Origin of the sequence: Staphylococcus lugdunensis, from assembly GCF_002901705.1 — a bacterium.
Classification (GTDB): domain Bacteria; phylum Bacillota; class Bacilli; order Staphylococcales; family Staphylococcaceae; genus Staphylococcus; species Staphylococcus lugdunensis.
Genome location: NZ_PPPV01000012.1, coordinates 392,561 through 417,850, shown reverse-complemented (window position 1 = coordinate 417,850; position 25,290 = coordinate 392,561). Strand labels below are relative to the sequence as shown.

At 32.6% G+C, this 25,290-nt stretch carries 22 protein-coding genes and 1 other RNA gene; 2 read left to right on the top strand and 21 right to left on the bottom strand.

Annotated elements, in window-relative coordinates; all coding sequences use genetic code 11:
- Positions 1 to 229 precede the first annotated feature (229 nt).
- The 17 genes from CD041_RS02775 to CD041_RS02695 all read right to left on the bottom strand — a co-directional run bounded on the left by CD041_RS02775 (position 230) and on the right by CD041_RS02695 (position 18,947).
- On the bottom strand, positions 230 to 1,489 hold the full coding sequence (locus CD041_RS02775; RefSeq protein WP_002459117.1) for an aminoacyltransferase: 1,260 nt from the start codon (positions 1,487 to 1,489) through the stop codon (positions 230 to 232).
- A gap of 17 nt (positions 1,490 to 1,506) precedes the next feature.
- Complete coding sequence (locus tag CD041_RS02770) at positions 1,507 to 2,766, bottom strand: aminoacyltransferase (protein WP_080606574.1); 1,260 nt, start codon at positions 2,764 to 2,766, stop codon at positions 1,507 to 1,509.
- A gap of 649 nt (positions 2,767 to 3,415) precedes the next feature.
- Positions 3,416 to 4,156, bottom strand: a complete 741-nt coding sequence (trpA, locus tag CD041_RS02765) for a tryptophan synthase subunit alpha (protein WP_002459114.1) — start codon at positions 4,154 to 4,156, stop codon at positions 3,416 to 3,418.
- Positions 4,146 to 5,363, bottom strand: coding sequence for a tryptophan synthase subunit beta (trpB, locus tag CD041_RS02760; protein WP_070648545.1), 1,218 nt, complete (start codon positions 5,361 to 5,363; stop codon positions 4,146 to 4,148). The genes trpA and trpB overlap by 11 nt, the downstream gene beginning before the upstream one ends.
- Positions 5,356 to 5,991 (bottom strand): phosphoribosylanthranilate isomerase, encoded by a 636-nt coding sequence (locus CD041_RS02755; RefSeq protein ID WP_070648542.1) that lies wholly within the window; start codon positions 5,989 to 5,991, stop codon positions 5,356 to 5,358. Before CD041_RS02755 ends, trpB begins: the two co-directional genes overlap by 8 nt.
- Positions 5,988 to 6,770 (bottom strand): indole-3-glycerol phosphate synthase TrpC, encoded by a 783-nt coding sequence (trpC, locus tag CD041_RS02750; RefSeq protein ID WP_037540405.1) that lies wholly within the window; start codon positions 6,768 to 6,770, stop codon positions 5,988 to 5,990. Before trpC ends, CD041_RS02755 begins: the two co-directional genes overlap by 4 nt.
- Positions 6,771 to 6,772: 2 nt before the next feature.
- Complete coding sequence (gene trpD, locus CD041_RS02745) at positions 6,773 to 7,774, bottom strand: anthranilate phosphoribosyltransferase (protein WP_070648540.1); 1,002 nt, start codon at positions 7,772 to 7,774, stop codon at positions 6,773 to 6,775.
- Positions 7,775 to 7,781: 7 nt separating this feature from the next.
- Complete coding sequence (locus CD041_RS02740; protein WP_002459109.1) at positions 7,782 to 8,348, bottom strand: anthranilate synthase component II; 567 nt, start codon at positions 8,346 to 8,348, stop codon at positions 7,782 to 7,784.
- Positions 8,345 to 9,748, bottom strand: coding sequence for an anthranilate synthase component I (locus CD041_RS02735; RefSeq protein ID WP_002459108.1), 1,404 nt, complete (start codon positions 9,746 to 9,748; stop codon positions 8,345 to 8,347). Before CD041_RS02735 ends, CD041_RS02740 begins: the two co-directional genes overlap by 4 nt.
- Before the next feature lie 875 nt (positions 9,749 to 10,623).
- Positions 10,624 to 11,505, bottom strand: coding sequence for a 5'-3' exonuclease (locus CD041_RS02730; RefSeq protein ID WP_002459107.1), 882 nt, complete (start codon positions 11,503 to 11,505; stop codon positions 10,624 to 10,626).
- Complete coding sequence (locus tag CD041_RS02725) at positions 11,495 to 14,959, bottom strand: dynamin family protein (RefSeq protein WP_070648538.1); 3,465 nt, start codon at positions 14,957 to 14,959, stop codon at positions 11,495 to 11,497. Before CD041_RS02725 ends, CD041_RS02730 begins: the two co-directional genes overlap by 11 nt.
- A 263-nt stretch (positions 14,960 to 15,222) precedes the next feature.
- The gene (locus CD041_RS02720; RefSeq protein ID WP_070648536.1) at positions 15,223 to 15,858 is read right to left on the bottom strand and encodes an SDR family oxidoreductase; all 636 of its coding nucleotides are present in this window, start codon (positions 15,856 to 15,858) and stop codon (positions 15,223 to 15,225) included.
- Between the two features lie 127 nt (positions 15,859 to 15,985).
- The gene (locus CD041_RS02715; RefSeq protein WP_002478188.1) at positions 15,986 to 17,116 is read right to left on the bottom strand and encodes a THUMP domain-containing class I SAM-dependent RNA methyltransferase; all 1,131 of its coding nucleotides are present in this window, start codon (positions 17,114 to 17,116) and stop codon (positions 15,986 to 15,988) included.
- A 131-nt stretch (positions 17,117 to 17,247) separates the two neighbouring features.
- Positions 17,248 to 17,632: RNase P RNA component class B (gene rnpB, locus CD041_RS02710), an RNA gene on the bottom strand.
- A 53-nt stretch (positions 17,633 to 17,685) separates the two neighbouring features.
- Entirely contained in the window at positions 17,686 to 18,024 is a 339-nt protein-coding gene (gene gpsB, locus CD041_RS02705; RefSeq protein ID WP_002478187.1) for a cell division regulator GpsB, read from the bottom strand.
- A gap of 25 nt (positions 18,025 to 18,049) precedes the next feature.
- Positions 18,050 to 18,604, bottom strand: a complete 555-nt coding sequence (locus CD041_RS02700; RefSeq protein ID WP_002459102.1) for an SLOG family protein — start codon at positions 18,602 to 18,604, stop codon at positions 18,050 to 18,052.
- Position 18,605: 1 nt separating this feature from the next.
- A complete protein-coding gene (locus CD041_RS02695) occupies positions 18,606 to 18,947 on the bottom strand; it encodes a DUF1798 family protein (RefSeq protein ID WP_002478186.1) in 342 nt (113 codons plus the stop codon).
- A 249-nt stretch (positions 18,948 to 19,196) separates the two neighbouring features.
- On the opposite strand from CD041_RS02695, the gene recU reads away from it, so the two are divergent.
- Positions 19,197 to 19,823, top strand: a complete 627-nt coding sequence (gene recU / locus CD041_RS02690) for a Holliday junction resolvase RecU (protein ID WP_002459100.1) — start codon at positions 19,197 to 19,199, stop codon at positions 19,821 to 19,823.
- A complete protein-coding gene (locus CD041_RS02685; RefSeq protein ID WP_002459099.1) occupies positions 19,820 to 22,015 on the top strand; it encodes a transglycosylase domain-containing protein in 2,196 nt (731 codons plus the stop codon). The genes recU and CD041_RS02685 overlap by 4 nt, the downstream gene beginning before the upstream one ends.
- Before the next feature lie 89 nt (positions 22,016 to 22,104).
- On the opposite strand, the gene CD041_RS02680 is transcribed toward CD041_RS02685, so the two are convergent.
- From CD041_RS02680 to asnS, 4 genes are all read right to left on the bottom strand, one after another.
- The gene (locus CD041_RS02680; protein WP_002459098.1) at positions 22,105 to 22,437 is read right to left on the bottom strand and encodes a YpoC family protein; all 333 of its coding nucleotides are present in this window, start codon (positions 22,435 to 22,437) and stop codon (positions 22,105 to 22,107) included.
- 6 nt (positions 22,438 to 22,443) lie between these two features.
- Positions 22,444 to 23,103, bottom strand: coding sequence for an endonuclease III (gene nth / locus CD041_RS02675; RefSeq protein WP_002478185.1), 660 nt, complete (start codon positions 23,101 to 23,103; stop codon positions 22,444 to 22,446).
- The gene (locus CD041_RS02670) at positions 23,093 to 23,779 is read right to left on the bottom strand and encodes a DnaD domain-containing protein (protein ID WP_070648534.1); all 687 of its coding nucleotides are present in this window, start codon (positions 23,777 to 23,779) and stop codon (positions 23,093 to 23,095) included. The genes nth and CD041_RS02670 overlap by 11 nt, the downstream gene beginning before the upstream one ends.
- 183 nt (positions 23,780 to 23,962) lie before the next feature.
- The gene (gene asnS / locus CD041_RS02665; protein WP_070648532.1) at positions 23,963 to 25,255 is read right to left on the bottom strand and encodes an asparagine--tRNA ligase; all 1,293 of its coding nucleotides are present in this window, start codon (positions 25,253 to 25,255) and stop codon (positions 23,963 to 23,965) included.
- Positions 25,256 to 25,290 lie beyond the last annotated feature (35 nt).

Here is a 25,290-nt window from a genome sequence, read left to right as displayed (position 1 = left end):
TTATATGTATAATAATAAAATGTATAGTATTAGTAAAAATGCAATTAAAAATTATTGTAGAGTATAGTTGTAATAGTGAAAATATATGCTAATATTAAATTGTAGGACGCAACACGAAACTACATCTCAGATTACTCTGCCTACATCTTGTATCAAGTCTCTATCACTTGATACAAAAAAGAAAAGCATTGTGGTTGTTTACCTTAATGCTTTTCTTCTTAATATCTAGTTACTTTTTGATTTTCTTACGTATACGATCTAATGTTGTGAATAGCCAATATTTAATTTTATTAATTGGTTTATAAAAATCCCCTATTAATTCCTCAATATGAACATTGAAGCCTCGTTTAAAGCGATAAACACCGTAATCTTCACTATCTTTAGTAAAATCACCGGATACTCCATAGAAGTTATACCGATCATAGCCATGTTCAAAGCAATAGTTCATCATATACCAATGCATCATATATGGACCCATAAAATGATTGTATTTTGCTGAAGAACCTCCAGAAAAATAATTTAACTCATAAGCATTAGCAAAGTATACGCCAGCAGCTAAATTTAGTACGGCACCATCAGTTTGACGTAGTTCGCTAGAATTTAAAAGTTCTTTTTTATCGTGATCTATTTGTTTGTCTAATTCTGCAATCTTATTTAGTTGCTTATCGCTTTTATTTTCTTTAGTCATCATTTGGTCACGTCGAGCTTCTTTATCATTAATAGCATCTTGTAATGATGAAATATATTCGTCTAAATCTATATATGCTAATGGTACTAAAGCTTTATCACCATATGTATCGATGAAATTGTAGAAATAATCATCTGTTTTAGAAACAAAACCAGTGCGTTCTTCAGTTTCACGATAGAGGTCAAGGAACTGATCAAAGTCGTCTCTACCAAGGAATTTTACCTTAACTCCAAAGTTTATCGCTTTATTTATATTGCGTTTACGTTGACTATCGAATTGTTTTTTTAGTGATTGAGGTGTTTCGTTTTTTAAATATAAAACCCCCATCCACCGCACTTGACTAAAGGAATCATATTTTGTAGTGAATCCATGATGTTCATAGCCGTGAGACTTTAATAAATTAATCATTGCATCGTTTTTGTCATGATTTTCAAGCGGGTTAACATCTTTATCATAGATTTGATAAATCCAATACGGATCTAATTTGACATATAGACATTGATGATGATGTAGGTATTTGTCTAGTTCTTTTAGATAGAAATCAACTAATCCAAGATCGGTATAATCCATGACAGGACCACGATTAGAATAATAGACATAGCTACCCATTGTTGGTATTTTTGAGAAAAGACTAGCAGCAAGAACTTTATTATTTTCATCTTTTATTCCTAATAATACCACTTGAAAACCATCATTTTCCCTTGTTACGATATTTTCCTTTACTTGGAAGTAATGACTTTCTAATGATGGATTTTGTACAAAGTTTTCATATTCTTTAATTGTTAACTCTGTAAATTTCATAATTAATCCATTCTCCTCTATAGCTTATTTTGAATTCGTTTTAACACTGAATAAAGTTTATACATAGGTTTATTTATAGGTTTTACAAAATCACCAACGTATTCAATCACTTCTGCACCATAACCTTTTTTAAAGCGAATGACACCTGCGTCTTCAGCATCATCTGAGAAGTTTCCACTAATGCCGTAGAAATTATATCTGTCTATGCCGTGTTCAATAGCATAGTTAATCATAGTCCACTGAACCGCGTAACTACCTGCAAAATGACGATATTTATTAGCGGTACCTCCAGCGTAGTATACAACTTCAAACGGATTAATAATAAAGAAACCGGCAGAGATAGGTAACTCATTACCGTGTTCCGCTTGTAACTGATTAGCCTCATTTAACTTTTGTTGATTGGCATCGAGTTGTTGTTGTAGGTTGTCTCGTTTATTATAAGCTTTTTTGTTATCTGGTCGTTTCTCAATGTCTTTAAGTGCTTTGCCTAAATCTTTTTCTAAAGTTTGTCGTTCATTCGTTAGTTCTTCTATATATTCATCAAATTTTAAATATGCTAGAGGCACAAGCACCCTATCTTTATAGTACTTAAACCGATTGTAATAAAACTGGTCGTCTCTATCAGAGAATTCTTTAGATTCTGACGTCTGCTCCATAAATGAACGAAAGATAGGTAGTTCTTCTTCAGTAAGGAACTTTACTTTGACTCCATTTTTTTGAACTTTTTTTGTATTTCTTTTACGTAAACTATCCATATTATTTAAAACATCTTTAGCTGTCTTATCCTTTAAATTAAGAATAGAATGGAATCTGATTTGTAATATTGGATCAAATCCTGTTGTAAAGCCATCATGATGGTATCCGAGTTGTTCCATTTTATTGAAAAACCAATCATTGCCAGCATTTGCCGTTATATTACCATCATGGTCTCTATATTGATAAGGTAAGTATGGATCTATGCGGACATAGAGACAGTTATACTTTTTTAAATATTTAGTTAGCTCATTAAAGAAAAAATGTACAAGTTCTTGGTTAGCATAATCTATAACTGGGCCTCTATTGCTGTAAAAGTATTTAAAAAACTTCATGACTGGTACAGCTGTCAATAAACATGCTGCAATTACTTCGTTATTATTATTTTTAACACCAACTAAATGTGTTTCTGTTTTTTCGGAAACTTTTAAATTATAGTTACCTGTCATTTGAGTAAAATGACTATATGGCATTTGATCTGTGAAATCACCGAATTCATTTGCTGTTAAATTTGTAAACTTCATTCATATAACTCCTAATTATTATTTGATTAATTTCTAGTATTTAAATGTAGTCAATGAACATCAAAATCTCTAAAATTACTGATATATTCAATTGTAACACCATATGCTAATTGAATTAAGTATACAATAGATACTGGTAAAACTAAAATATTAACAATGATATTGAGTATATCTATTTTAGTTATATTATGATTATAATGAATGCTCAATAATTCGTATTTGATTGAATAAGATGAAATATTTTAAAACAGATGCTTTAAGATCAATTTTGGATATTAATGTAACGTATATATAAAGAAAATCTTTTATTAAAATTTGAACGTCAAAATCTTTTCTTCCGGTTTGGTTCCTTAAGAGGTACTATTTGAATGTATTAAAACGTCAATTTCTATTGTTAGCATATATTTTTATACACTCGGTACCTCCTTCATTTAGTTTAGTGAAGTCTATTAAATAAGATGAAATAATGTCAATAAATTAGCCAGTAAATGAATTAACAAAAAACTCATTTACTGGCTAATTTTTCTGGCCCCAATTCGTCCGCTTCGAGTGGTATTGACTTTGAATTTTGTAAGCTTTGCATTTATTTATGCATGCTAATGATTGAGTATAATTATCACAGTAAGGTAATTATAAAACGGATTTAGGGTTAATCAAATTGACTGCTTAATCTTTGGCGAATTGAGTTGATGTAAGTGATAATGTCCTCTTGAGACTGAGATTTTAAGCGTTTTACAATTTCACTTCCAATGACAACACCGTCTGCATATTGAATGATTTCGCTAACTTGTTCAGGTGTACGTATACCAAATCCACAGACAACAGGAATTTGCGTAATAGACTTTAATAGCGCTAATTTTTGCTTTAATTCAGGATGAAATGATTCATTTTGACCTGTTACAGCGTTCATAGTTACTGTATAAATAAAACCTTCTGCATGTGTGGCAATTTCTCTTATACGTTCTTCAGGGGCTGTCATAGCTACTAATGAAATTATTTTAACTGAATAGTTAGTCACTTGTTCTTTTAATTTCTCAGTGAGTTCAAATGGTAAATCTGGAATAATTAAACCATATACCCCTGCTTCTTCGCATGATTTAAAGAATGCTTCTATACCGTAAGTCATGACAATATTATAATAAGTCATAAGGATATAGTTTGCTTTAATTTGATGTTGGTTCTGTTTAAGTTGTTCAAATATAGTATCAATAGTTACATTATCTTTAATAGCTTGGTTGGCTGCCTTCATAATGATTGGTCCATCGGCAACAGGATCTGAAAATGGTACACCAATCTCAATGTAATCAGCGCCATGTTCACTTAATAATTTGACATGTTGAATGAAATCTTTATCTCCCATTACATATGGAATAAATAATTTATTGTGCATGGCTATCACCTCTTTGTTGAATGTATTGTCTTATAGTTTCCATGTCTTTATCACCACGACCAGAAATCGTCACCACAAGCAACTGATCCTTATCCATTTGTGGCGCTAATTTTTCAACATAACTTAAAGCATGCGCGCTTTCTATGGCAGGGATAATGCCTTCATCTTTAGTAAAACGTATGAGTGCTTCCATTGCTTCTGTGTCAGTTGCATTCGTATAATGGACTCTACCAATATCGTTATAGTATGAATGTTCTGGACCAATGCCGGGATAATCTAAGCCAGCTGAAATAGAATGTGCAAGTTCTATTTGACCGTGTCTATCTTGAATAAGATACATTTTTGCGCCATGTAGTACACCTGGTTTACCTTTGCCTATAGCAAGTGCATGTTTGTTTGTATTTGCACCTTCCCCAGCAGCTTCAACACCATATAATTGGACTTCATCTTTTATAAAAGGATAAAATGTTCCTATCGCGTTAGAGCCACCTCCAACACAAGCAACAACGGCATTAGGCAAGCGGCCTTCTTTTTCTAATATTTGTGTTTTAATTTCATTTCCGATAACACTTTGAAAATCTCTTACTATCGTAGGAAATGGATCAGGTCCTAGTGCTGAACCGAGTAAATAATGTGTATCATCAACATGACTAACCCAGTATTGTAATGCTTTATTAACGGCGTCTGATAATGTCCCTTGACCATCTTCAACTGAGACTACCTTTGCGCCTAAGAGTTCCATACGAAACACGTTTAGTTGTTGACGTTGGATATCTTCTTTCCCCATAAATACAATTAGTTCCATATCGAATAATGCTGCAACGGTTGCACTTGCTACACCATGTTGTCCTGCACCAGTTTCCGCTACCAATTTACGTTTGCCCATACGTTTTGCCAGTAAAGCTTGTCCAAGCGCATTATTTATTTTATGAGCACCAGTGTGATTTAAATCTTCACGTTTTAAATATATCTTTGCGCCGCCTAAATGTTGTGTGTAAGATTGTGCAAAGGTTAATGGTGTGGCTCGACCTACGTATTCAGTTAAATAATCATTTAGCTCTTGTTGAAATTGAGGATCTTTTTTTGCTTTATTATAAGCTTGTTTTAATTCTAATACTGCTGGCATTAATGTTTCTGGTACAAATTGTCCACCGTATTCGCCAAAAAAACCTAATTGATCTGCTTCTGTTTGAATATTGTTATACATGATAAATCGCTCCTTTAACATGTTGAATGATTGCTTTCATTTTATTTAAATCTTTATGATTGTCTGTTTCTATACCGCTAGAAATATCGTATCCAGCATGGCTCAAATTTAAGGTTTCAATATATTTTATTTTGTTCAACGTAAGCCCACCAGCTATTAAATAATTTATATCTGTAGGTAAAGACTTTAAAATCTGCCAATCATATGACTGTCCTGTGCCACCATATGAAGCAGATGGAGTATCAATAATAAAACTATCTGCAACCTCTCGATAATATTTAATTTGTTTAAGTAGTTGTGAGTTAGCAGGTAAAGCTTTAATTATTTTAATATTCTTGAAATTCTGTTTAGTTTTAGAGGTAAGTTTAATATTTTCAGTTCCATGAAACTGTACGCAATTAATCTGCGCATATTGAAGTATATATTGCAAATTGTCCCATGATGGATTAACGACGACTAATACACATTCAATTGCTTTGGGAATTAGCTGTGATAAATAAGCGATTGTATCAGCTTGAATATGACGCTTACTTTTATCATAATAAACCATTCCTAGTGCATCGATGTTGAGTTGTTGTGCATTTAAAATATCTTGTTTTGTTTGGAAACCGCAAAATTTTAATTTCATAAATTTACCTTTTCTAACATAAGACTTGGCAAGAATTCAGAGATATTTGTGCAATTCATTAAAGCACCGCCAATGAGTATACCAGATATTCCTGTCTGTACTATTGATAGCACGTCTTCTCTCGAATGGATACCACTTTCAGAAATGTAGAATCTGCCAGAATGTTTTTGACGTAATATTTGATTGGTATGTTCTACATGAGTGTTAAAAGTTGTTAAATCCCTATTATTAATTCCGATTAATGATGCATTAAGTTGATGCGCACGTTGTAATTCTTTAATGCTGTGGACCTCAACCAGTACTTCCAAACCTAGTTTATGTGCATATTTGTAAAGTTGTTTTAGTTTACTATCTGTTAAACAATGAACGATTAGTAATATCATTGAGGCCCCAGCTTTCTTTGCAACATCGATTTGTATCGTATCAATAATAAAATCTTTACAAAGTATAGGAAGTGTTGTATGGCTGTATAAGTTTTGTAGACGTTCAAAGCTTCCATCGAAATAATGTTCATCCGTTAATATAGAAATTGCAGCTGCGCCATTAGCCTCATATTCTTGAACTTGTTTAACTAAATCTTTTACATTGAATTTTGGAACTGAAGGACTTTTCGTTTTAATTTCAGCAATGATAGATAAATGTTTACTTTTGCTAAGTGTAGATTTAAATGTAGGCTTATTTATTGGCGTTAAATCTTTTAATGATTTTAGTTTGTTGTCATAGTAACCATTAGCTAATAGTCTTTTTTTATAATCAACAATTTCAGTTAAAATAGTCATCATTACGCATTCCCTTCTACAATTAAGCATTGTTTCATAGCAAGTCCATTGTCTATTAAATACTCAGCTATTGATATTCCAGCTTGAATGCTATGTACTTTTTCAGCGACATAAAGTGCAATTGCTGCATTAAGGACGACAACATCTCTTTTTGATGATCTGTCTTTTCCGTTTAAAATATCTAAGGTAATACGTCTATTTTCTTCTGGGCTACCTCCTTTAAGTTCGCTATCAGGTGCATATGAAAATCCTAAGTCTTGTGCATTTAATGTGTAGTGGTTTACGTTACCATTTTCATCTAGTTCATAAATTAAATTATTACCTGATAATGTGGCTTCATCCATGCCGTGCGCACCATGTAAGACAATTGCTCTACGTCGTCCTAAATCTTTTAAAGTATGGATGATTGAGTCCAATTGGTTTGGATCAAAGACCCCCATAACTTGATAAGTCAGTGCAAAAGGATTAATAATAGGACCTATTAAATTAAAAAATGTCGGTTTACCAATCATTTTTCTTACTGGTTGAATATATTTCATTACAGGATATGCTTCAGGTGCACTTACAAAGGCTAAACCTTTATTATCTAAGCGTTGACTTACGTCTTCAACTTTGGTTGTTTGAATATTAAGTTGTTGTAGTAAATCAGTGCTGCCAGAATGTGATGTTATACTTTTGTTTCCATGTTTAATAATTGGCACGCCTGCTGCTGCAACAATAAATGCAACGGTTGTAGAAATATTAAAACTATTTGATTTATCTCCGCCAGTGCCACAGACACACATTGCACCTGGGTAGGATGGTTGGACAGGGTACATCGTTTGAGTTAAGCTGCGAACCAGATGTGTTAATTCTTTCTGTTGTAGTTCTCTGTCTGTAAATGTTTGTAACAACTCAACTTTGTCATGGTTTTCCACTTTGGGATCAATGAGTATTTTAATCAAGTTGTTAGCATCTGCTTGAGAAAATGGGTGATGGTTAGTTAGTGATTCTGTTGATTTCATATTGTTGTCAGCCTTTCTGTGTGATGTTTAAGAAATTAGTAATAATTTGTTCTCCATAATCGGTGGCGAATGATTCTGGATGATATTGTATGCCATAATGCGGACGTTTATTGTGCTCATATGATTGAATAGAATCTTCCGTTTTTCCTGTAATGATTAAATTTTTAGGAAAATGATTGGCATCTGAAATAAGTGAATGGTAACGCATGATATTAAATGACGAAGGACACCCTTTATACAATAATGATGAATGAGTTTGGTGCATAATATCGACTTTACCATGCATGACAGTGTCAGATTGGATTACTCGACCACCGTAATAACAAGTCAACGCTTGTGCGCCTAAACAAACGCCTAATATTGGTAAATTTTTGTATGTTTCTATTATTTGTAACAGATAATTGTTATCTAAAGGATGGCCTGGACCAGGGGAAATAATAACACCAGATACCGTTTCTTGATATGTTAATGCATCTGGATCGTCAGGATATTTTACGATGACATTTTGATGTTTTGACACTATGTCAACTAAGTTATAGGTAAATGAATCATAGTTATCGATAATTAATATCATGGTGTGACCTCCAATAAACTTTTTGCTTTTAATTGCGTTTCTCGTAATTCTTTTTCAGGAATCGAATCATAAACAACACCGCAACCTGCTTCAACATGAACTTCTTTGTCATCTATTAGCATTGTACGTATAGCAAGTGCAAAATCTAAATCTTGATTACAATTTATGTAGCCAATGCCCCCACTATAGATGCCACGTTTATATGGGTGGCTTTCATAAATCCGTTGAATAGCACGTAATTTTGGTGCGCCTGATACAGTGCCAGTTGGCAATAAACTTGCAATTATAGTCATCGGTGATAATGATTTATCGACATTGCCTCGTACTTCACTAACGATATGCATCACATGCTCGTATTTTTCAATTTCCATAAGTTTTAATATGCTGGTTGAACCTGGTAGCGCTATTCTATTGATATCATTTCTACCTAAGTCAACAAGCATACTGTGCTCGCTGCGCTCTTTAGAATCATTGAGTAGTTGTTGTGCATGAGCTAAATCTTCATCTGGTGTTGTACCACGTTGAATTGTTCCAGCTATAGGATTAGTGTAAACTTTATCTTTATGAACTTTGACAAAGCTTTCAGGAGAACTACCTATGATAATAGGCTCATCCATATTAATATAGTACATGTAAGGACTTGGATTTTGTCTTTTCAAATTTTGATACAATTGAAATGTTAATTGATGTAACTGATTGCCAAAGTGATGTTGGTAACTGTAGATGCGTGATGGGACAACTTGAAACATATCTCCAGATTGAATTTTTTGTTTATATTGGCTAATCATATTTAAAAACGATGTTTTATCAATATTGCTTGTTATAACTTTATGATGTTGAAAATCAATAGTTTGATGAAGCGGTTGAATATTGTAGAGTCTTTTTATATTATTCTCAACACGTGCTTCTAATTGTTCTTGTGATGCTAATGAAAATTGATTGGTCGCAATAACATACAAATCATCTTTATAATGATCAAATACATATACATCTTCAATCATGAAAAATCTTGCATCATGTTCATTGTTTAACTTGAGTGGTGTTTTTTTCAAAATTGGAAATTCATGGCGTGCTAAATCAAAACTACATGAACCAATAAATCCTGAAATAAAGGGTAAGTCCTGCAAGTCAGAATGCGATATGGACTCATTAAATTGATTTATATAATTTTTAAAATAATCATAAAAATGAGTTGTTATCGTTTCTGATTGTTGCTGCGTCTTAATTTCTAAAAAATCATCATATAGTGTTATTGTGCCGTAATAATCTAAAGCAACAATTGAGTAGCGACCTTTGACCTGAGTTTGATTAGCACTTTCTAAAATAATCTTTTTCGTACTTAATTGTGCAAGTGCTTCTGGCGTCATCGTTGCCTTCAAAACTTTGTAATAAATTTTCATTTTAAGCTCCTTCCATAAAAAAACAGCATCCTCTATACAAAAGGACGCTGTTGCGCGGTACCACCTTGATTAACAATATCGGTTAGATATTGTTCACTTTAAAATATAATATTGATAAAATTTACTGAACCCAATTTCATCATTCAAGGTGTTAGTTTTCATCAACCACTAACTTTCTAAAACTACCGTATAAACAACTACTAATTTCAGTAATTAAAGCGTAAAAAAACACGTTAACGCTAAACACATAAGGACGCGTTACCGTGGTGCCACCTTAATTAAAAATATACATTGCTCACTCATTAATATAGTCATATTTTAAACTTTGAAGACCCAATTCATTTAACACGCCGTGCTAATTTACATCACCCATTAGCTTTCTTATTGTTACGTAACGTAAAACTACTTATTCTTCAAATTATCTGATAATTCTTATGTTTCAGTATATTACATCACCTTTTTAATAATGTCAACCCTTGTTCATAATATGGTTAAAATTAAAAAAGATTGATTTATTAGAGTTGTTTATAATTAATTATGTGCGTCTCCCATTGTCTATAAATAAGAGTCATTAACATCATTCATTTTGAATTCGTATTACCGTATCTGCAAGGTTAACTAGACTTGAAAAAAGCTTGGTATAAGCGTATTTTCAAGCCAGTCAACACTGCCACTTTATACAGTTCATAGTCTAAACATAATGATGTCCCAAACGGTTCTTTATTTGTAATGCTTCGTATTTTATGGTTTCGCTTTCCTAGGGTGTTGTCTCAGTCTCGGCTCTAACTAGCATTACTTCCTCAAGCGTCATGCCATATACAATATATATGTGTGTGATTTTACAACTTTTGTTTTTTACTTTTAAATTATGTTACTTAACTAAAGTTAGTCGCAAGATATTTACCTGAGACAAATAGTTCATGTTCATTACAAATTGACAATATATTTTGTAACGTATTGGCGTATGTCATTTTATCAAATAATGACTCTGTATCTAGTGGTACGTTGGTATATATTTCAGCAAGTTGTTTAGAAAGTTTTAAGTCATCAATATGACTATTAATCTTTGTTTGTTGGCCTTGGGTTAGCTTACTAATATTACTAAGGACACCTTCGACACTTTGATGTTCTTTTATTAACTTAAGTGCCGTTTTTTCACCTATACCTTTAACGCCGGGATAGCCGTCTGCTGTATCTCCCATGAAAGCTTTAACATCAATGAATTGCTTTGGTGTAATTCCATAATCTTCAAGAAAACGTTCAAGTGTGTAACGATTATATATATTAAAGCCTTTTTTGGTTAACCAAACTTCTACATTAGGATTGATACATTGCAATATATCTTTGTCCCCAGTAATAATAAATACCTCATTTTGATCTGAATAAGTTTGGGCTAAGCTACCTATAACATCATCAGCTTCATAATTGACAACACCAATATTTACAAAACCAAACTGAGTTGCGATTTCTTTGACATAATCAAATTGTGGAATGAGTTCATTTGGTGGTGCAGGACGGTTTTGCTTATATGAAGCATACATTTGATTTCTAAATGTTTCTTGTCCCATATCCCAGCAAACTGCAACATGACTTGGTGCTATATCATGAATAGCTGAAAAAATGTGTCTTACAAAACCTTGAACGCCATTTGTAGGTATACCTTTCGAATTATACATAAATTGATTGTGTAAGCTTGTTGCGTAAAAATGTCTAAATAATAATGCCATACCATCTACTAGTAATACTCTATTCGTCATAAGTGCGGCCTTCTTTCCCTTGTAAAATATGATCTAATTGACGCGCTGCATGTTCTATAGATGTGATAAGTTGATTGTCCAGTTTAAATGATAAAAGTGTTTGAATTTGTGTCTGTACTTCGTTTTCTAAGTCTAAAAATACATGTTCGTATTGATCTTCCATGTCCTTTATGACTTTTTGGAGCTTGTGACGTAAGTCGTTTAAACCATTTTGTATTAAATGTAAGGTTTGCTGTGCAATATTTTGTTGTATTTTTCTTTGAATATTATGATTTAAAATATTACGTTTTGTTAGATTTTTAGGTAATACCTTTAACATATCTTCTAATTCAATAGTAAGTATCGGTGTATTGCTAATTTCAATATTAATATTTAGTTCAGGTTGAATGAAAATATGAACTTGTTCTAATTTTTTTAATACTGGAGATAGTTGACGTTCTATATCTTGTTGGAAATGTTTTTTAATTCGTTCAGTAATAAGTGTTTGTTCTAAGTAAAAACGTTGGTGAATTTGAGTTAAATAGTCTTTTGTGGCGTCTGACTTTTGTTTTGAGAAGTCAGGATGCTGAGTCAATTGACTATTAAAAACACTTTTAACGTCGTCTAATAATTGCAATTTTAATCTATCATTTAAATAATAAATTTGGTCATCAATTTCATTAATAGATAATTGACTTGATGTTGTTATGAGTTGTGTAGCAACATGTGTTTCTTGCTGATATTGTTGTAATTTATTATTTCGAGTTCTTAGTTGTGCTTCGTTGTTATAATAATCATCAATTAATTCTGCATAGGCCTGTTTAATTTGTGCTAATTGATGTATCATTTGTGTTTCTAAAATAGACTTTGCTTCTACTTTTGCAAAATAATCAATACTATCTCTTAAGTTAATGATGCCTTCATCATTTCTTTTAAGGCCGATGCGACTTGATACTGTATAAATTTCAGACTTTAAACCCACCTGATTTAAAGCATTAAAAACATATTCTTTTACACTATCAATGTCATTTTTTGATTCTGCTAAGTCAATTGCATTTACTATCATTTTAAACGATTGATGATCATTTAATTGATTCATTGCCTTCATGTGTTCTATAAAGGCCTTATCATTATCTGTAAATGAGTGATTAAAGTAGCTAACATAGAGAATTAAATCTGCCGAAGTTAAAATTTGTTCAGTTTCATTAGTATGACGTTGGTTATTTGAATGTAAACCTAATGAATCAACAATAATTTTATCCTGTAACCATTCGATTGGCAGTTTTAAGTGTACAGTTTTTACGAAAGCGGCATACGCATCTTCAGAACTCCATTTTTTAATTTCTGCTTGTTCAATATTATGTTTTGTACCTTGAGTGAGCATAGTTTGATACAATGAAGCATGTTTTTCAATAGCATTGATAAATGCAAGTTGATTTTTAGGTAATTTTTGTTTGATTTGATTTAAATCACTTTTTAACAGTGCTTCAAGGCTATCAAATGATAAGTGATGATACTTCAGTATATCGTTTAATTCGGCTACTAATTGGTCATTTGTTTTTAACGTGATATAACTTTGTTCACCATATGACAATTCGGTAGTGGCTGCAGTTGTAGGATTAGGAGAACTAACTAAATATGTATCTCCAAGTAAAGCATTAATTAAACTGCTTTTTCCTGCACTAAATGTGCCAAATACTGCTATTTTTACTATGTTTTGGTTCATGCGTTTTAAAGTGTCTTGAATATCCATTTTTGTTTGTTTAAAAAGTGGTATATCTTTTATGATGTTTAAGCCTTCAGCTATATCGGCATGTTGTGTTTTTTCTTTATGCTTAACTGTTTCCATATGAGCGTGTTCATGTGAATCTGTAGTTTCTGATAACATATAATTTGTTTCGGTGCGTCCGATGAGTTTATCTAAAGAATCATCCAAATGTATATAATAATGACGATAATTCTTTGTTGTGAGAGACTCTTTTAACTGTTTTAATTCAATAAACCGTTCATAAATCGTTAAATCATTGTCTGCATCATCAGATAAATCGTTAGCTTGAGCATACTTAGATGCCTGCTCAAATAATGGTTCAGATTCTTGTTCTACAAATTTACGAATGGCCTTTAATGTATCATCAGAAAATGTAAGTACATAGGTATTACTAATTGCTGTTTGAGGTTGGTATAAAGATGATACCAAGGCTTCATCGATGTGATAATGTTGATTTAATATGTTTGAAGTTACTGTACTATTATTGATGAAGCGCGTTAAAAAGGACATATCTTCTCGCATAAGTTGACGAATTTGCTGATTGACTTTGTCTTGTAACATATCGATTACAAGTTTAAGGCGACGTTGTTGTTCCGCTTCCTTCTTTTTCTTCTTATTTAGAAAACCGTGCACTTTAAAATCTTTTGACATACTTTCTAGATAAAATCGTATTTGTTCACGCATATCGTGTGTCATGATATATGCATTTTCAAGTATGTCTTTCCGTTTCATTTTAAGAAAACGCAATAATTCTTGTGGATTATTTAACATCTTTGCTTCTTCGCTTACAGCTTGATTTTGTTGAAAACGTAAATATGCTTCTTGAAAATCTTGTTCCTCAATATCCAAAGTTTCTAAAATATTTTGAAGCTCACTTTGAATATATGACAGTTGTGAATGCGCGATAAAATCTAATGTTCGCTCGACGTATTGATTGATGGATTCTCTATGTTCATCCATAGTTACTAAGTCACGTGACAGGTCTTTTAATTGATTATGTGGATGTTCAAATTTAGAGACATAGTAAATTTGCTCGACATTGATATCCCATTCTTTAATGGATTGTGCTACCTTTTTCTTAAATGTATCGAAGCTTAGTTCTTCTTCCTGGTGTTTATCAATTTGATTAATAACAAATACTACGGGCAATCCTGCTTCGTTCATACGTTTTAAAAATTTGAAATTCAAAGCTGATTGCACATGATTGTAGTCGACTGTATAAACGATAAGATTGCTTGTATACATATATTGTTCGGTTGAAGATAAATGTGTTGATATATTTGAATCTACACCAGGTGTATCTTGCAATGTAAATCCTGGTTTGAATTTTGTTGAGTTAATTGCAATTTCTATTGATTCGACATCTACATTTAACCTATTCATCTGTTTGACTTCATCATACGTCTTAAGTCTGGTATATTGCTGACCGGTAATATTAGCAATAATCCCCTCTTCTTCTGCAACAGACACAATGGCTGTATTACTTGTTGTTGGAACAGGAGAACTTGGTAGTATATCTTGTTCTAATAGTAAATTGATAAGTGTAGATTTACCGGCTGAAAAATGACCGACAAATGAAATGGTAAATTGATTTAAATATACTTTTTTAATAACTTGGTTAATTGTGTTAATTAATTGTTTGTTGTTAGATTTTTCTATTTCTTTTTTTAGTTTATATAAATGGTCTAATTGACTTTGATTTATCATAAGCGCTTCCCCTTTGTCACAGTACATAGCTTTATTTTACAAATAAATACGTGCATTAATAAAGTGAAAATGGCTGGAAAATGAATATAAACAAAAAGAATTACAGTCAAAAATGATTTCAATGTTTTTCACAACAACGATTAAGAACGCAAAGCGCTTAATAAAACACTTTACGTTCTTGAAAATTTTATTGAGTTTTTTTAAAAGTTGATGTGGCTGTACAGCTTTAATTTAATTATTTTTCGACATAGTGACTTGGATTACTACATCCATGCTGGTTTGTCTCCATCAGTATTTGGCTTGTTTACGCCAATATTTTCTTTGGAGTGCAGCGATGGATTTTTTGCTATTTTAACTGCTAAATTAGCAACACTTTTTCTTGATACTTCTGTACCTTTAAATTGCTCTCCTTTTTGGGTCACTTCATAATCGGTTTCATTTTTAAATGTAAACCAGGCTGGACGAATAATTGTATAGTCTAAATTTGAAGCTTCGATAATATCAGCTGCTTTACAGTATTTTAACAATTTATTACCAAATTGTTCTTTATTAAATTGATTGAATTTATCTGGTAATTCATCATAAATTCCTGGAGCAGCGATAAAGATAAGGCGAGAAACATTTTTTTGTGCCATTGCATTTACAATAGCTGTTGCTTCAGCGTCCATAGAGCCTGATAGACTAGCAAAGACAACATCTACTTTATCCAGCGCTTTAACGATATCTTGTTCATTTTTAGCGTCACCTTCATATACCGTGATGCGATTTGATCTATAGTCGGGTATACGATGCGCATTTCTTAAAAATAAATCTACATTATAAGTTGTATTTTCCAAAAATATTTTAGTAGCTTCAATGGAAACTTTACCATTGGCACCGATAATTAAAACAGTCTTCATATTTATCTCTCCTAACTATGATGTAATTCTTCTGTATATGTTAACTAAAAACTCAGTTATCCTTACTTTACAATAGTAATGATAAGAGTGCGAATGAATTATTTGTGACTAAATTTGTTATTGCAGATTAATATTGCGGTTTTTTACCCCAATATTGATAATAATTACATTCGATATAACCGTTAAATAATTTACGACGTTTTGTCGCTTTACGATTAGCTAAAAACTCAAATTCTTTATTGCTCGTTAAAATGTAAGTTGATAAGAAGGGATGCTGTGCCATCAATTTACCAATGTAACGATACATTGTTTCGACCTCTTCTCTATCGCCGATACGTTCACCATATGGTGGATTGCCTATTAATGCCATTGGTTCTTCACGATGAATAGTTAGTGTATTCACATCTTTAACTTCAAATTGAATGATATCACTTAATCCTACCTCTGCAGCGTTACGTTTAGCAATTTCAATCATATCTGGATCGATATCATAGGCATAGACTTCGACTTCTTTATCATAATCTGCTTGTTGGTCGGCTTCGTTACGCAGTTTTTCATAAAGATCTTCTGGAATAATATGCCATGCTTCAGATACAAATTCCCTATTAAACCCTGGCGCAATATTTTGTGCTATAAGACATGCTTCAATAGCTATTGTTCCTGAACCACAAAAAGGATCGATTAATGGTGTTTGTCCTGTCCAATTTGCTAATTTTATCAAACTTGCAGCTAAAGTTTCTTTTATAGGTGCTTCACCTTGAGCTAAACGATAACCCCGTTTATTTAGCCCAGAACCAGAGGTATCTATCGTTAATAACACATTATCTTTTAAAATCGATACTTCCACAGGGAATTTTGCACCTGTTTCATTTAGCCATCCAGATTCTTGATAAGCATATTTTAAGCGTTCAACAATCGCTTTTTTAGTTATAGCTTGGCAATCAGGTACGCTGTAGAGTGTTGATTTAACGCTTTTTCCTTGGACTGGAAAGCTGCCATCTTTATCAATAATAGTTTCCCATGGTAATGATTTTGTTTGTTCAAATAATTGTTCGAAAGTTGTCGCATTAAAACGACCAACTACAATTTTTACTCGATCAGCGGTACGTAACCAAAGATTGCATTTTACTATGGCAGATTCATCGCCTTCAAAGAATATACGCCCGTTTTCTACCTGAGTTTCATAGCCTAGGTCTTGAATTTCTTTTGCGACCACTGCTTCTAATCCCATTGGACAAACAGCTAATAATTGAAACATGTTTAATCTCCTTTAATTAAGTGATTTCAAAGTCTATTTTAACGAATAATCATAGTTCTGAATAGTTTAGTAATGAAATTACATGAAAAAAGCTCTCCGCACAAAGGGAGAGCTAAACTAGTAAATGATATTTCTGTAAGCCATGTTCTGTTCCGTTGTACTCATAATGTGTACTAGCTGCACTGGTACGCGGGTGGTAATCATCTGTCTACCTATCATCTTATTTCAGATGAAATGTGTCTCGTTTATACGTTGAATTCCGCTAAACAAGTGCTCCTACCTAATTTGGATTGCTCACTCGAGGGGTTTACCGCGTTCCACCTTTTATATTTCTATAAAAGCTACGTCACTGTGGCACTTTCAAATTAATTTAACCTTATCTGATGACTTAGGTTATTTCATTGCCGTCAAATTAATGCCTTGATTTATTATTTCATCAAGCACGAACACTACAATCATCTCAGATTGTGTGAGCATGGACTTTCCTCTATATTGCTATAGCGATTACCCAAAATATCACTTTTGCGATTATACCATATTATATTTCTTAGTAACAAACGTAAATGTCTTTATTTACCAAATACAGCTTTTTCAAGATTTGAAATTCTTTTTAAAATATCGACGTTATTGTTGTTAGAGTTGGCACTGCCAGAAGCGAAAGATTTGTTGTCTTGGGGTCTAGATGTTGCTACACGTAATCTTAATTCTTCCAGTTCTTTTTTTAATTTGTTATTTTCTTCTGATAATTTTACAACTTCACTGTTCATATCTGCCATCTTTTGATAGTCAGTAATAATGTCATCCAGAAAAGCGTCTACTTCTTCTCTTCTGTAGCCACGTGCCATAGTTTTTTCGAAATCTTTCTCATAAATATCTTTAGCTGATAGCTTTAAAGATACATCTGCCATTTTATCCACCTCATTTTTCAAAACTTTAATCTTCAGCCCACTGTAAATCATTAATGAAATCTTGTAATTCATCAAACGTCACAATATCACAAGTATAGTTTGTTTTAGACATAAAATCAACTAACATCGCTTTAAAAAACTTGGGACTCCCCTCTTGCTCTTCATCATAAATAAGTAGCGTCAAATCAGAATGTTCCAGCATAAAGCGGTCAGCCTGTTTAAACTGAAAAGCCCCCTTATATTGACTATGATAAATACTATCCACATAATCTGCTTTGGCTACCAGTTGGTTATAGACTAATTGATTTTGCTCATTCCAGCGTTGCGTATGACCTTCAAATGGTGTGATAATCGCTAATTTTAGTTCGGGATATTGTGCTTTCAACTCAATAACAACTTGAGCTGTCCACAGTTCTATACCCATTTGACCTTGAATTAACACCCATTCTAGTCCTTCATCAAGATAATTTATTAATTTATGACGTATAAATTGTTTTAAATAATAAACTTCCGGAGCGTCATCTTTAAAAATATTCAACTCAAATGATTTATAACCAGTTATATAAATTGTTTTTACCATATTATTCCCCAATTTCAAGTTGTGATGCCATGTAATTTAAAACATAAGTCACATTTTTAAATTTCTCATTAAAAAGTTTGCGACTTGTTCTATAATAATGACATTCAACTGATAATTCTTTCACCATTTGTAAAAATATCTGCCATTTATATTCATTTAAATAAGGTAATGTTACGATGTCATCTTTATAATAGGAAAACTGTGTAAGAAGAGAATCTATTTGCGTGGCATAAGGCTTTACATAACGGTCAAAATCATAATTGCACTGTGATTTTTTAACTTTATTATAGGTAGATTTTATATATTTTAATTCATCATTTAATTGATTAATATATTGTTGCATTTAGGCCTCCCATAAATAAATTTAACATAATTACACAGTGACGTCATTTTAGTATCTTTTTCAGTGTTATTTATGACACATCATTAACTAAATTAACTGAAATATTGTGTTAATTGGCAATAAACGTTAAAATGAAGTGGTTAATGTATAGATTGATATTTTATACATTATTCTCATATAAAAGTTTGGAACATTAAAATGCCTCATGTATAATAAGAAGGGTTTATAACCAAACTGGTGGTGAAAGTAATGAATTATCCAAACGGGAAACCATTTAATTCAAATAAGACTAAGGTCGGACGCAATGATGCCACTATTTCAGGTAATATAGAATATGGTGGGCGCGGAATGTCTTTGGAAAAAGATATAGAATTATCTAATTCTTATTATTTAGACAAAGATATAGCTGTTATTCACAAGAAACCTACACCAGTGCAAATTGTGAATGTTCATTATCCGAAACGAAGTAAAGCAGTTATAAATGAAGCTTACTTTCGTACGCCTTCAACAACTGACTATAATGGTGTTTATCGAAGTCATTATATCGATTTTGAGGCAAAGGAAACGAAAAATAAAACGTCTTTCCCATTAAACAACATTCATGATCATCAAGTTGCGCATATGCAAAAAGCACATGTCCAGCGCGGTATTGTGTTCTTAATTATGCGATTTAAAGTACTTGATGAAGTGTATCTTCTTCCCTATTCTAAGTTTGAATATTTCTGGAAAAGGTACAAAGCGGATGTTAAAAAGTCGATAACAGTTGAAGAAATACGAAAAAATGGTTACCATATTCCTTATCAGTATCAACCTAGATTAGATTACCTCAAAGCTGTTGATAAGTTGATATTAGATGAAAGTGAGGACCGCGTATGACGGAAAAGCAAGGATCTTCTCAACCTAAGAAAGGTAATAATGGGAAATCCAAACAAAAACAGAATAAAAGTGTGAAGAGAACGATTATTAAGATTATAGGTTTTATGTTTATTGCCTTTATCATTCTCGCACTATTAGGTATTTTACTTTTTGCTTATTATGCATGGAAAGCACCCGCATTTACAGAATCGAAATTACAAGATCCTGCGCCTGCTAAAATCTATGATAAAAATGGCAAATTAGTTAAAACACTCGACAATGGTGCTAGACGAGAGCATGTTGATTTGAAGAATGTACCGAAAAACATGAGAAATGCAGTTTTAGCAACTGAAGATAATCGTTTTTATGAACACGGTGCACTTGATTATAAACGTTTATTTGGGGCCGTAGGTAAAAACTTGACTGGTGGCTTTGGTTCACAAGGTGCTTCAACATTGACCCAACAAGTTGTCAAACGATCATTTTTATCAGAAGAGAAATCTATTGGTCGTAAAGCACAGGAAGCATACCTTTCATATCGGTTAGAGCAAGAGTATAGTAAAGATGACATTTTCCAAATGTATCTAAATAAGATTTACTATTCTGATGGTGTATATGGTATTAAAGCTGCAGCTAAATATTATTTCAATAAAGACTTAAAAGATTTAAATTTAGCTGAAGAAGCATATTTAGCTGGTTTACCACAAGTTCCAAATGTTTATAACATTTATGATCATCCAAAAGAAGCAGAAAATCGTAAGGATACAGTTCTTTATTTAATGCATTATCACAATCGCATTAGTAAAAAAGAATGGGAACAAGCAAAGAAAACATCTTTAAAAGATAATCTCGTTCAACGTAGTACAAAAGAACGTCAAACTGGTACGAAAAATCAAGATACGGATTACGATTCTTATGTTAACTTTGTAAAATCTGAACTTATGAATAATGATAAGTTTAAAAATCAAAATCTTGGTGATGTTTTACAAAGCGGAATCAAAATCTATACAAACATGGATAAAGATGTCCAAAAAACATTACAAAATCGTATAGACAACGGTAACTTCTACAAAAATGATGATCAGCAAGTTGGTTCTTCAATTGTAGACAGCAAAACTGGAGGATTAGTTGCTATTTCAGGTGGACGTAATTTCAGAGATGTCGTCGATCGAAACCAAGCTACTGACCCTCACCCTACTGGTTCATCATTAAAACCATTCTTAGCATATGGTCCAGCAATTGAAAATATGCAATGGGCTACAAATCATGCTATTCAAGATGAATCTAGTTATCAAGTTGAAGGTTCTACATTTAGAAACTACGATCAAAAAGGTCATGGAACAGTATCAATGTATGATGCTATTCGACAAAGTTTCAATATACCAGCTTTAAAAACATGGCAAGCAACACGTTCTCAAGCTGGTAACAATGCACCGAAGAAATTTGCATCAAAAGTTGGACTTGATTACAAGAATGAAATTGGTCCGTCTGAAGTACTGGGTGGTTCTTCATCAGAATTCTCACCTACTCAATTAGCTTCAGCATTTGCGTCAATTGCAAATGGAGGAACATACAATAATGCACATTCTATTCAAAAAGTTGTGACTGCAGACGGCGAAACAATTGAATATGATCATTCTAGTCATAAAGCAATGAAAGACTATACGGCTTACATGTTGGCTGAAATGCTTAAAGGTACGTTTTCAGCATATGGTTCAGCATATGGACATGGTGTTTCTGGCGTTAATATTGCAGCGAAAACTGGTACTGGAACATATGGTGAAGAAGTTTATCAAAAATATAATTTACCAGATAGTGCAGCTAAAGATGTATGGATTAATGGTTTCACTCCAAAATACAGTATGTCAGTGTGGATGGGCTTTAAAGAAGTTAAACAATATGGTACAAATTCATTTGTTGGCCATTCTGAACAAGAATATCCACAATATTTACTAGAAGAAGTGATGTCTGATATTTCACCAAGAGACGGTTCAGACTTTAGTAAACCTGACTCTGTAAGTGGTAGTAATAAAGAATCATTATCAGTAGCTAATCACCCTGATAATAATACAACAGGACGAAAAGTTTATGGAAGTAGCGGTTCTAGCGACAGTACTTCAAGTTCAAATCGTTCAAGTAATTCAAACACATCAAGTGGAGCAAGAAACAACTCAAGCAGCACAGGTGGTTTAAGCTCAGTTTTCGGACGATAATAAATTCGTCATAAATGAAATTCCCTCTAAAGCTTTCTTAATTATTTAAGAGATGCTTTAGAGGGAATTTTTTATTATTTAATGCACATTTATGATTTACGGAATTTCAATCTTGTTTGATAGCTTGCAGCCATTTTTATTAATTCGCTTTTTAATGTTTTCATTTGTCTGTAACCCATAAAATGGTATTTTCTAGTTAATAGATATTGATAGCGTTCGTAGAAATTCATTGGAACGATAGGATAAAGTGAGAGTGATTCAAAATCAATTGCAGAAATTTGATTGATTTGTTTGAAGTAATCTATTAACAGTTGAAAATATGCATCAACTACTGGTTTGGCTTCAGCTGAATTTAAATTTCTGGTAGCTGCAAATTGTTCAAGTTGTTGTTCTAATACTTCAAAATCTTGCTTTTCTATCATCTGAAATCACGCTTTCTTTAATTTAAGTTTATATCGTTTTTGTCCTTCTCTACAATCATCAAACAATGGGCATATGTCACATTTTGGTTTTCTTGCAATACAATGATAACGGCCGAAAAATATTAATTGATGATGGCTTTTATTCCAGCGGTCCCTTGGGATTATTGAGCATAACCTATCTTCTACTTGTCGCACATTATCTTTCCATCTATTGATACCTAAGCGTTTTGAGACACGTTCGACATGGGTGTCGACGGCTAAAGCTGGTTCTCCGAATGCTACACTCATCACCACATTTGCCGTTTTACGTCCAACTCCTGCTAAACTTTCTAGTTCTGCATGAGTTTGGGGAATTTGACCATTAAATTTTTCAAGTAGTGAGGTACATAATTTTTTGATATTTTTTGCTTTATTACGATATAAACCAATAGAACGGATATCTTGTTCTAATTCTTCTAATGGTACAGCTAGATAATCTTCAGGTGTTTTATATTTAGTGAATAATGTAGCGGTTACTTTATTTACTAAGTTATCCGTACATTGGGCTGACAAAAGAACTGCAATTGTCAGTTCGAATGCATTATTATGCCTTAGTTCGCATTCTGCATTTGGAAACATATCAGCGATAATATCGATCATTTTTAGCGCTTTCTTTTTACTTATCATCTAAGTTCTCTCCATTTAACCAGTCAAATTTAGGGACTTCTTTAACTGTATGTTTCATTTTAGGCTTATGAAACTGTTCACGAATTTTAATTGTATCATCGATTGTTTTTACATTATTTTTCTTCCAATTAAGCAGTATTCGATCCATATATTTAAAACTAAGCTTATTTTGCCCTACTGCTTCATCCAAAGCTGCTTGGATGATACTAATGTCGTGATGATCCACATCAATCCACTGATTTAACGTTTCAATTTCATAGGGTGATAACGGTCTAGCAAATATTTGTTCTATCAAAGTGAATAACTGTTGGAATTGATTATCTTCTTGCTTATTTTGACTCTTAAGTTCTTGTTGCTTGAGCAAGGATAATAATTTAGTATAAAACGGATCCAAGTTCATATATTCGGTAAATTTACCTTCTTCATCTTTATTCACATTTAATTCCAATAAATCTAATTGGATAAGATGTTGTATAATTGTGGTGATTTCTCTAGAATCTAGTGTCGATCCTTTTCTTAAGGCTTCTATTGAGGGCTGTTTATTAGAAGTTTCTGCAGCATAAATTAATTTAATAAGAATAACCAAATCTTGTTCATCCATACCTAATTCACTATAATGATCAAATAATTCTCTTCTTAATACGACTGGTCTTGTCTTGAGTTGAAAGATATCCATATATTATCACCTCAATATATTTAGTTTCTATAAAATGGGAGTGAGACAGTTTGTTATCCCACTCCCCTAACCAAAATTCTAAAGTTGTAGATTGCGAGCATTAATAGGCAATCAGTTTAGCATTAAAATTGTTTATGCCTAATCAATAAGCTTATCATTTCTTACTTAATAAACATGTAAATGTTATGGATAAAGTCTATTTAGTAAGCGTGGGAATGGTGATGTTTCTCGAACATGTTCAACACCTGATATCCACGCAACTGTTCTTTCTAAACCTAAACCAAAACCACTATGTGGAACGCTACCATAGCGACGCAAATCTAAGTAGTAACTATAGCTTTCCTCATCTAAGTGATATTGCTTGATGCGTTCTTCAAGCAATTCTAAATTGTTAATACGTTCTGAACCACCTATAATTTCACCATAACCTTCTGGCGCGATTAAATCGGCACAAAGCACAGTATTGTTATTGTCTGGATTTGGTTGCATATAAAATGGTTTAATTGATGTTGGATAATTTATGATAAACACTGGCAAGTCATAATGATTAGCAATAGCTGTCTCATGCGGTGCACCGAAATCATCGCCCCATTCGATATCATCAAATCCTTGTTCTTTGAGATAATCAATCGCATCATCATAGGTAATACGAGGAAATGGTGTAGCTACCTTTTCTAATTTTGAAGTATCTCTATCTAATAATTTCAATTCTAAAGTACAATTTTCTAATACGGATTTGACCACATGCGCAACATATTGCTCTTGAACCTCTAAACTTTCAGCATGCGTTGTAAAAGCCATTTCTGCTTCAATCATCCAAAATTCAATTAAATGACGACGTGTTTTAGACTTTTCAGCACGGAACGTTGGACCAAATGAAAAAACATTTCTATGAGCCATAGCCGCAGCTTCAAGATATAATTGACCACTTTGAGATAAAAACGCATCTTGATCAAAGTATTTTGTATGGAATAACTCACTTGTGCCTTCAGGTGCACTTGCCGTTAAAATAGGTGGATTAATTTTAGTATAGCCGTGCGTATCAAAAAATTCATAGGTAGCTCTAATAATTTCATTTCTAATTTTCATAACAGCATGTTGTTTTTTTGAACGCAGCCATAAATGACGGTGGTCCATTAGAAATTCTGTGCCATGATTTTTGGGAGTAATTGGGTAATCATGTGCTTCGTGAATTACTTGAATCGATGTGACTTGCATTTCATAGCCGATATCAGAACGATTATCTTCAGATATTGTACCTGTAACATAAAGTGAAGATTCTTGTGTAATATCTTTAGCAAGTTGGAAAGTCTCTTCATCTACGGCAGACTTAACCACGACACCTTGCATAAAACCAGTACCATCTCGAAGTTGTAAAAATGCAATTTTACCACTTGAACGTTTGTTTGTTAACCAAGCTCCAATTGTTACTTCTTGGTTAAGATGTTGTTTTGCTTGCTTAATTGTTGTCTTCATAACTCGTCTCCTATTGTGTATTTCTGTTTATTAAT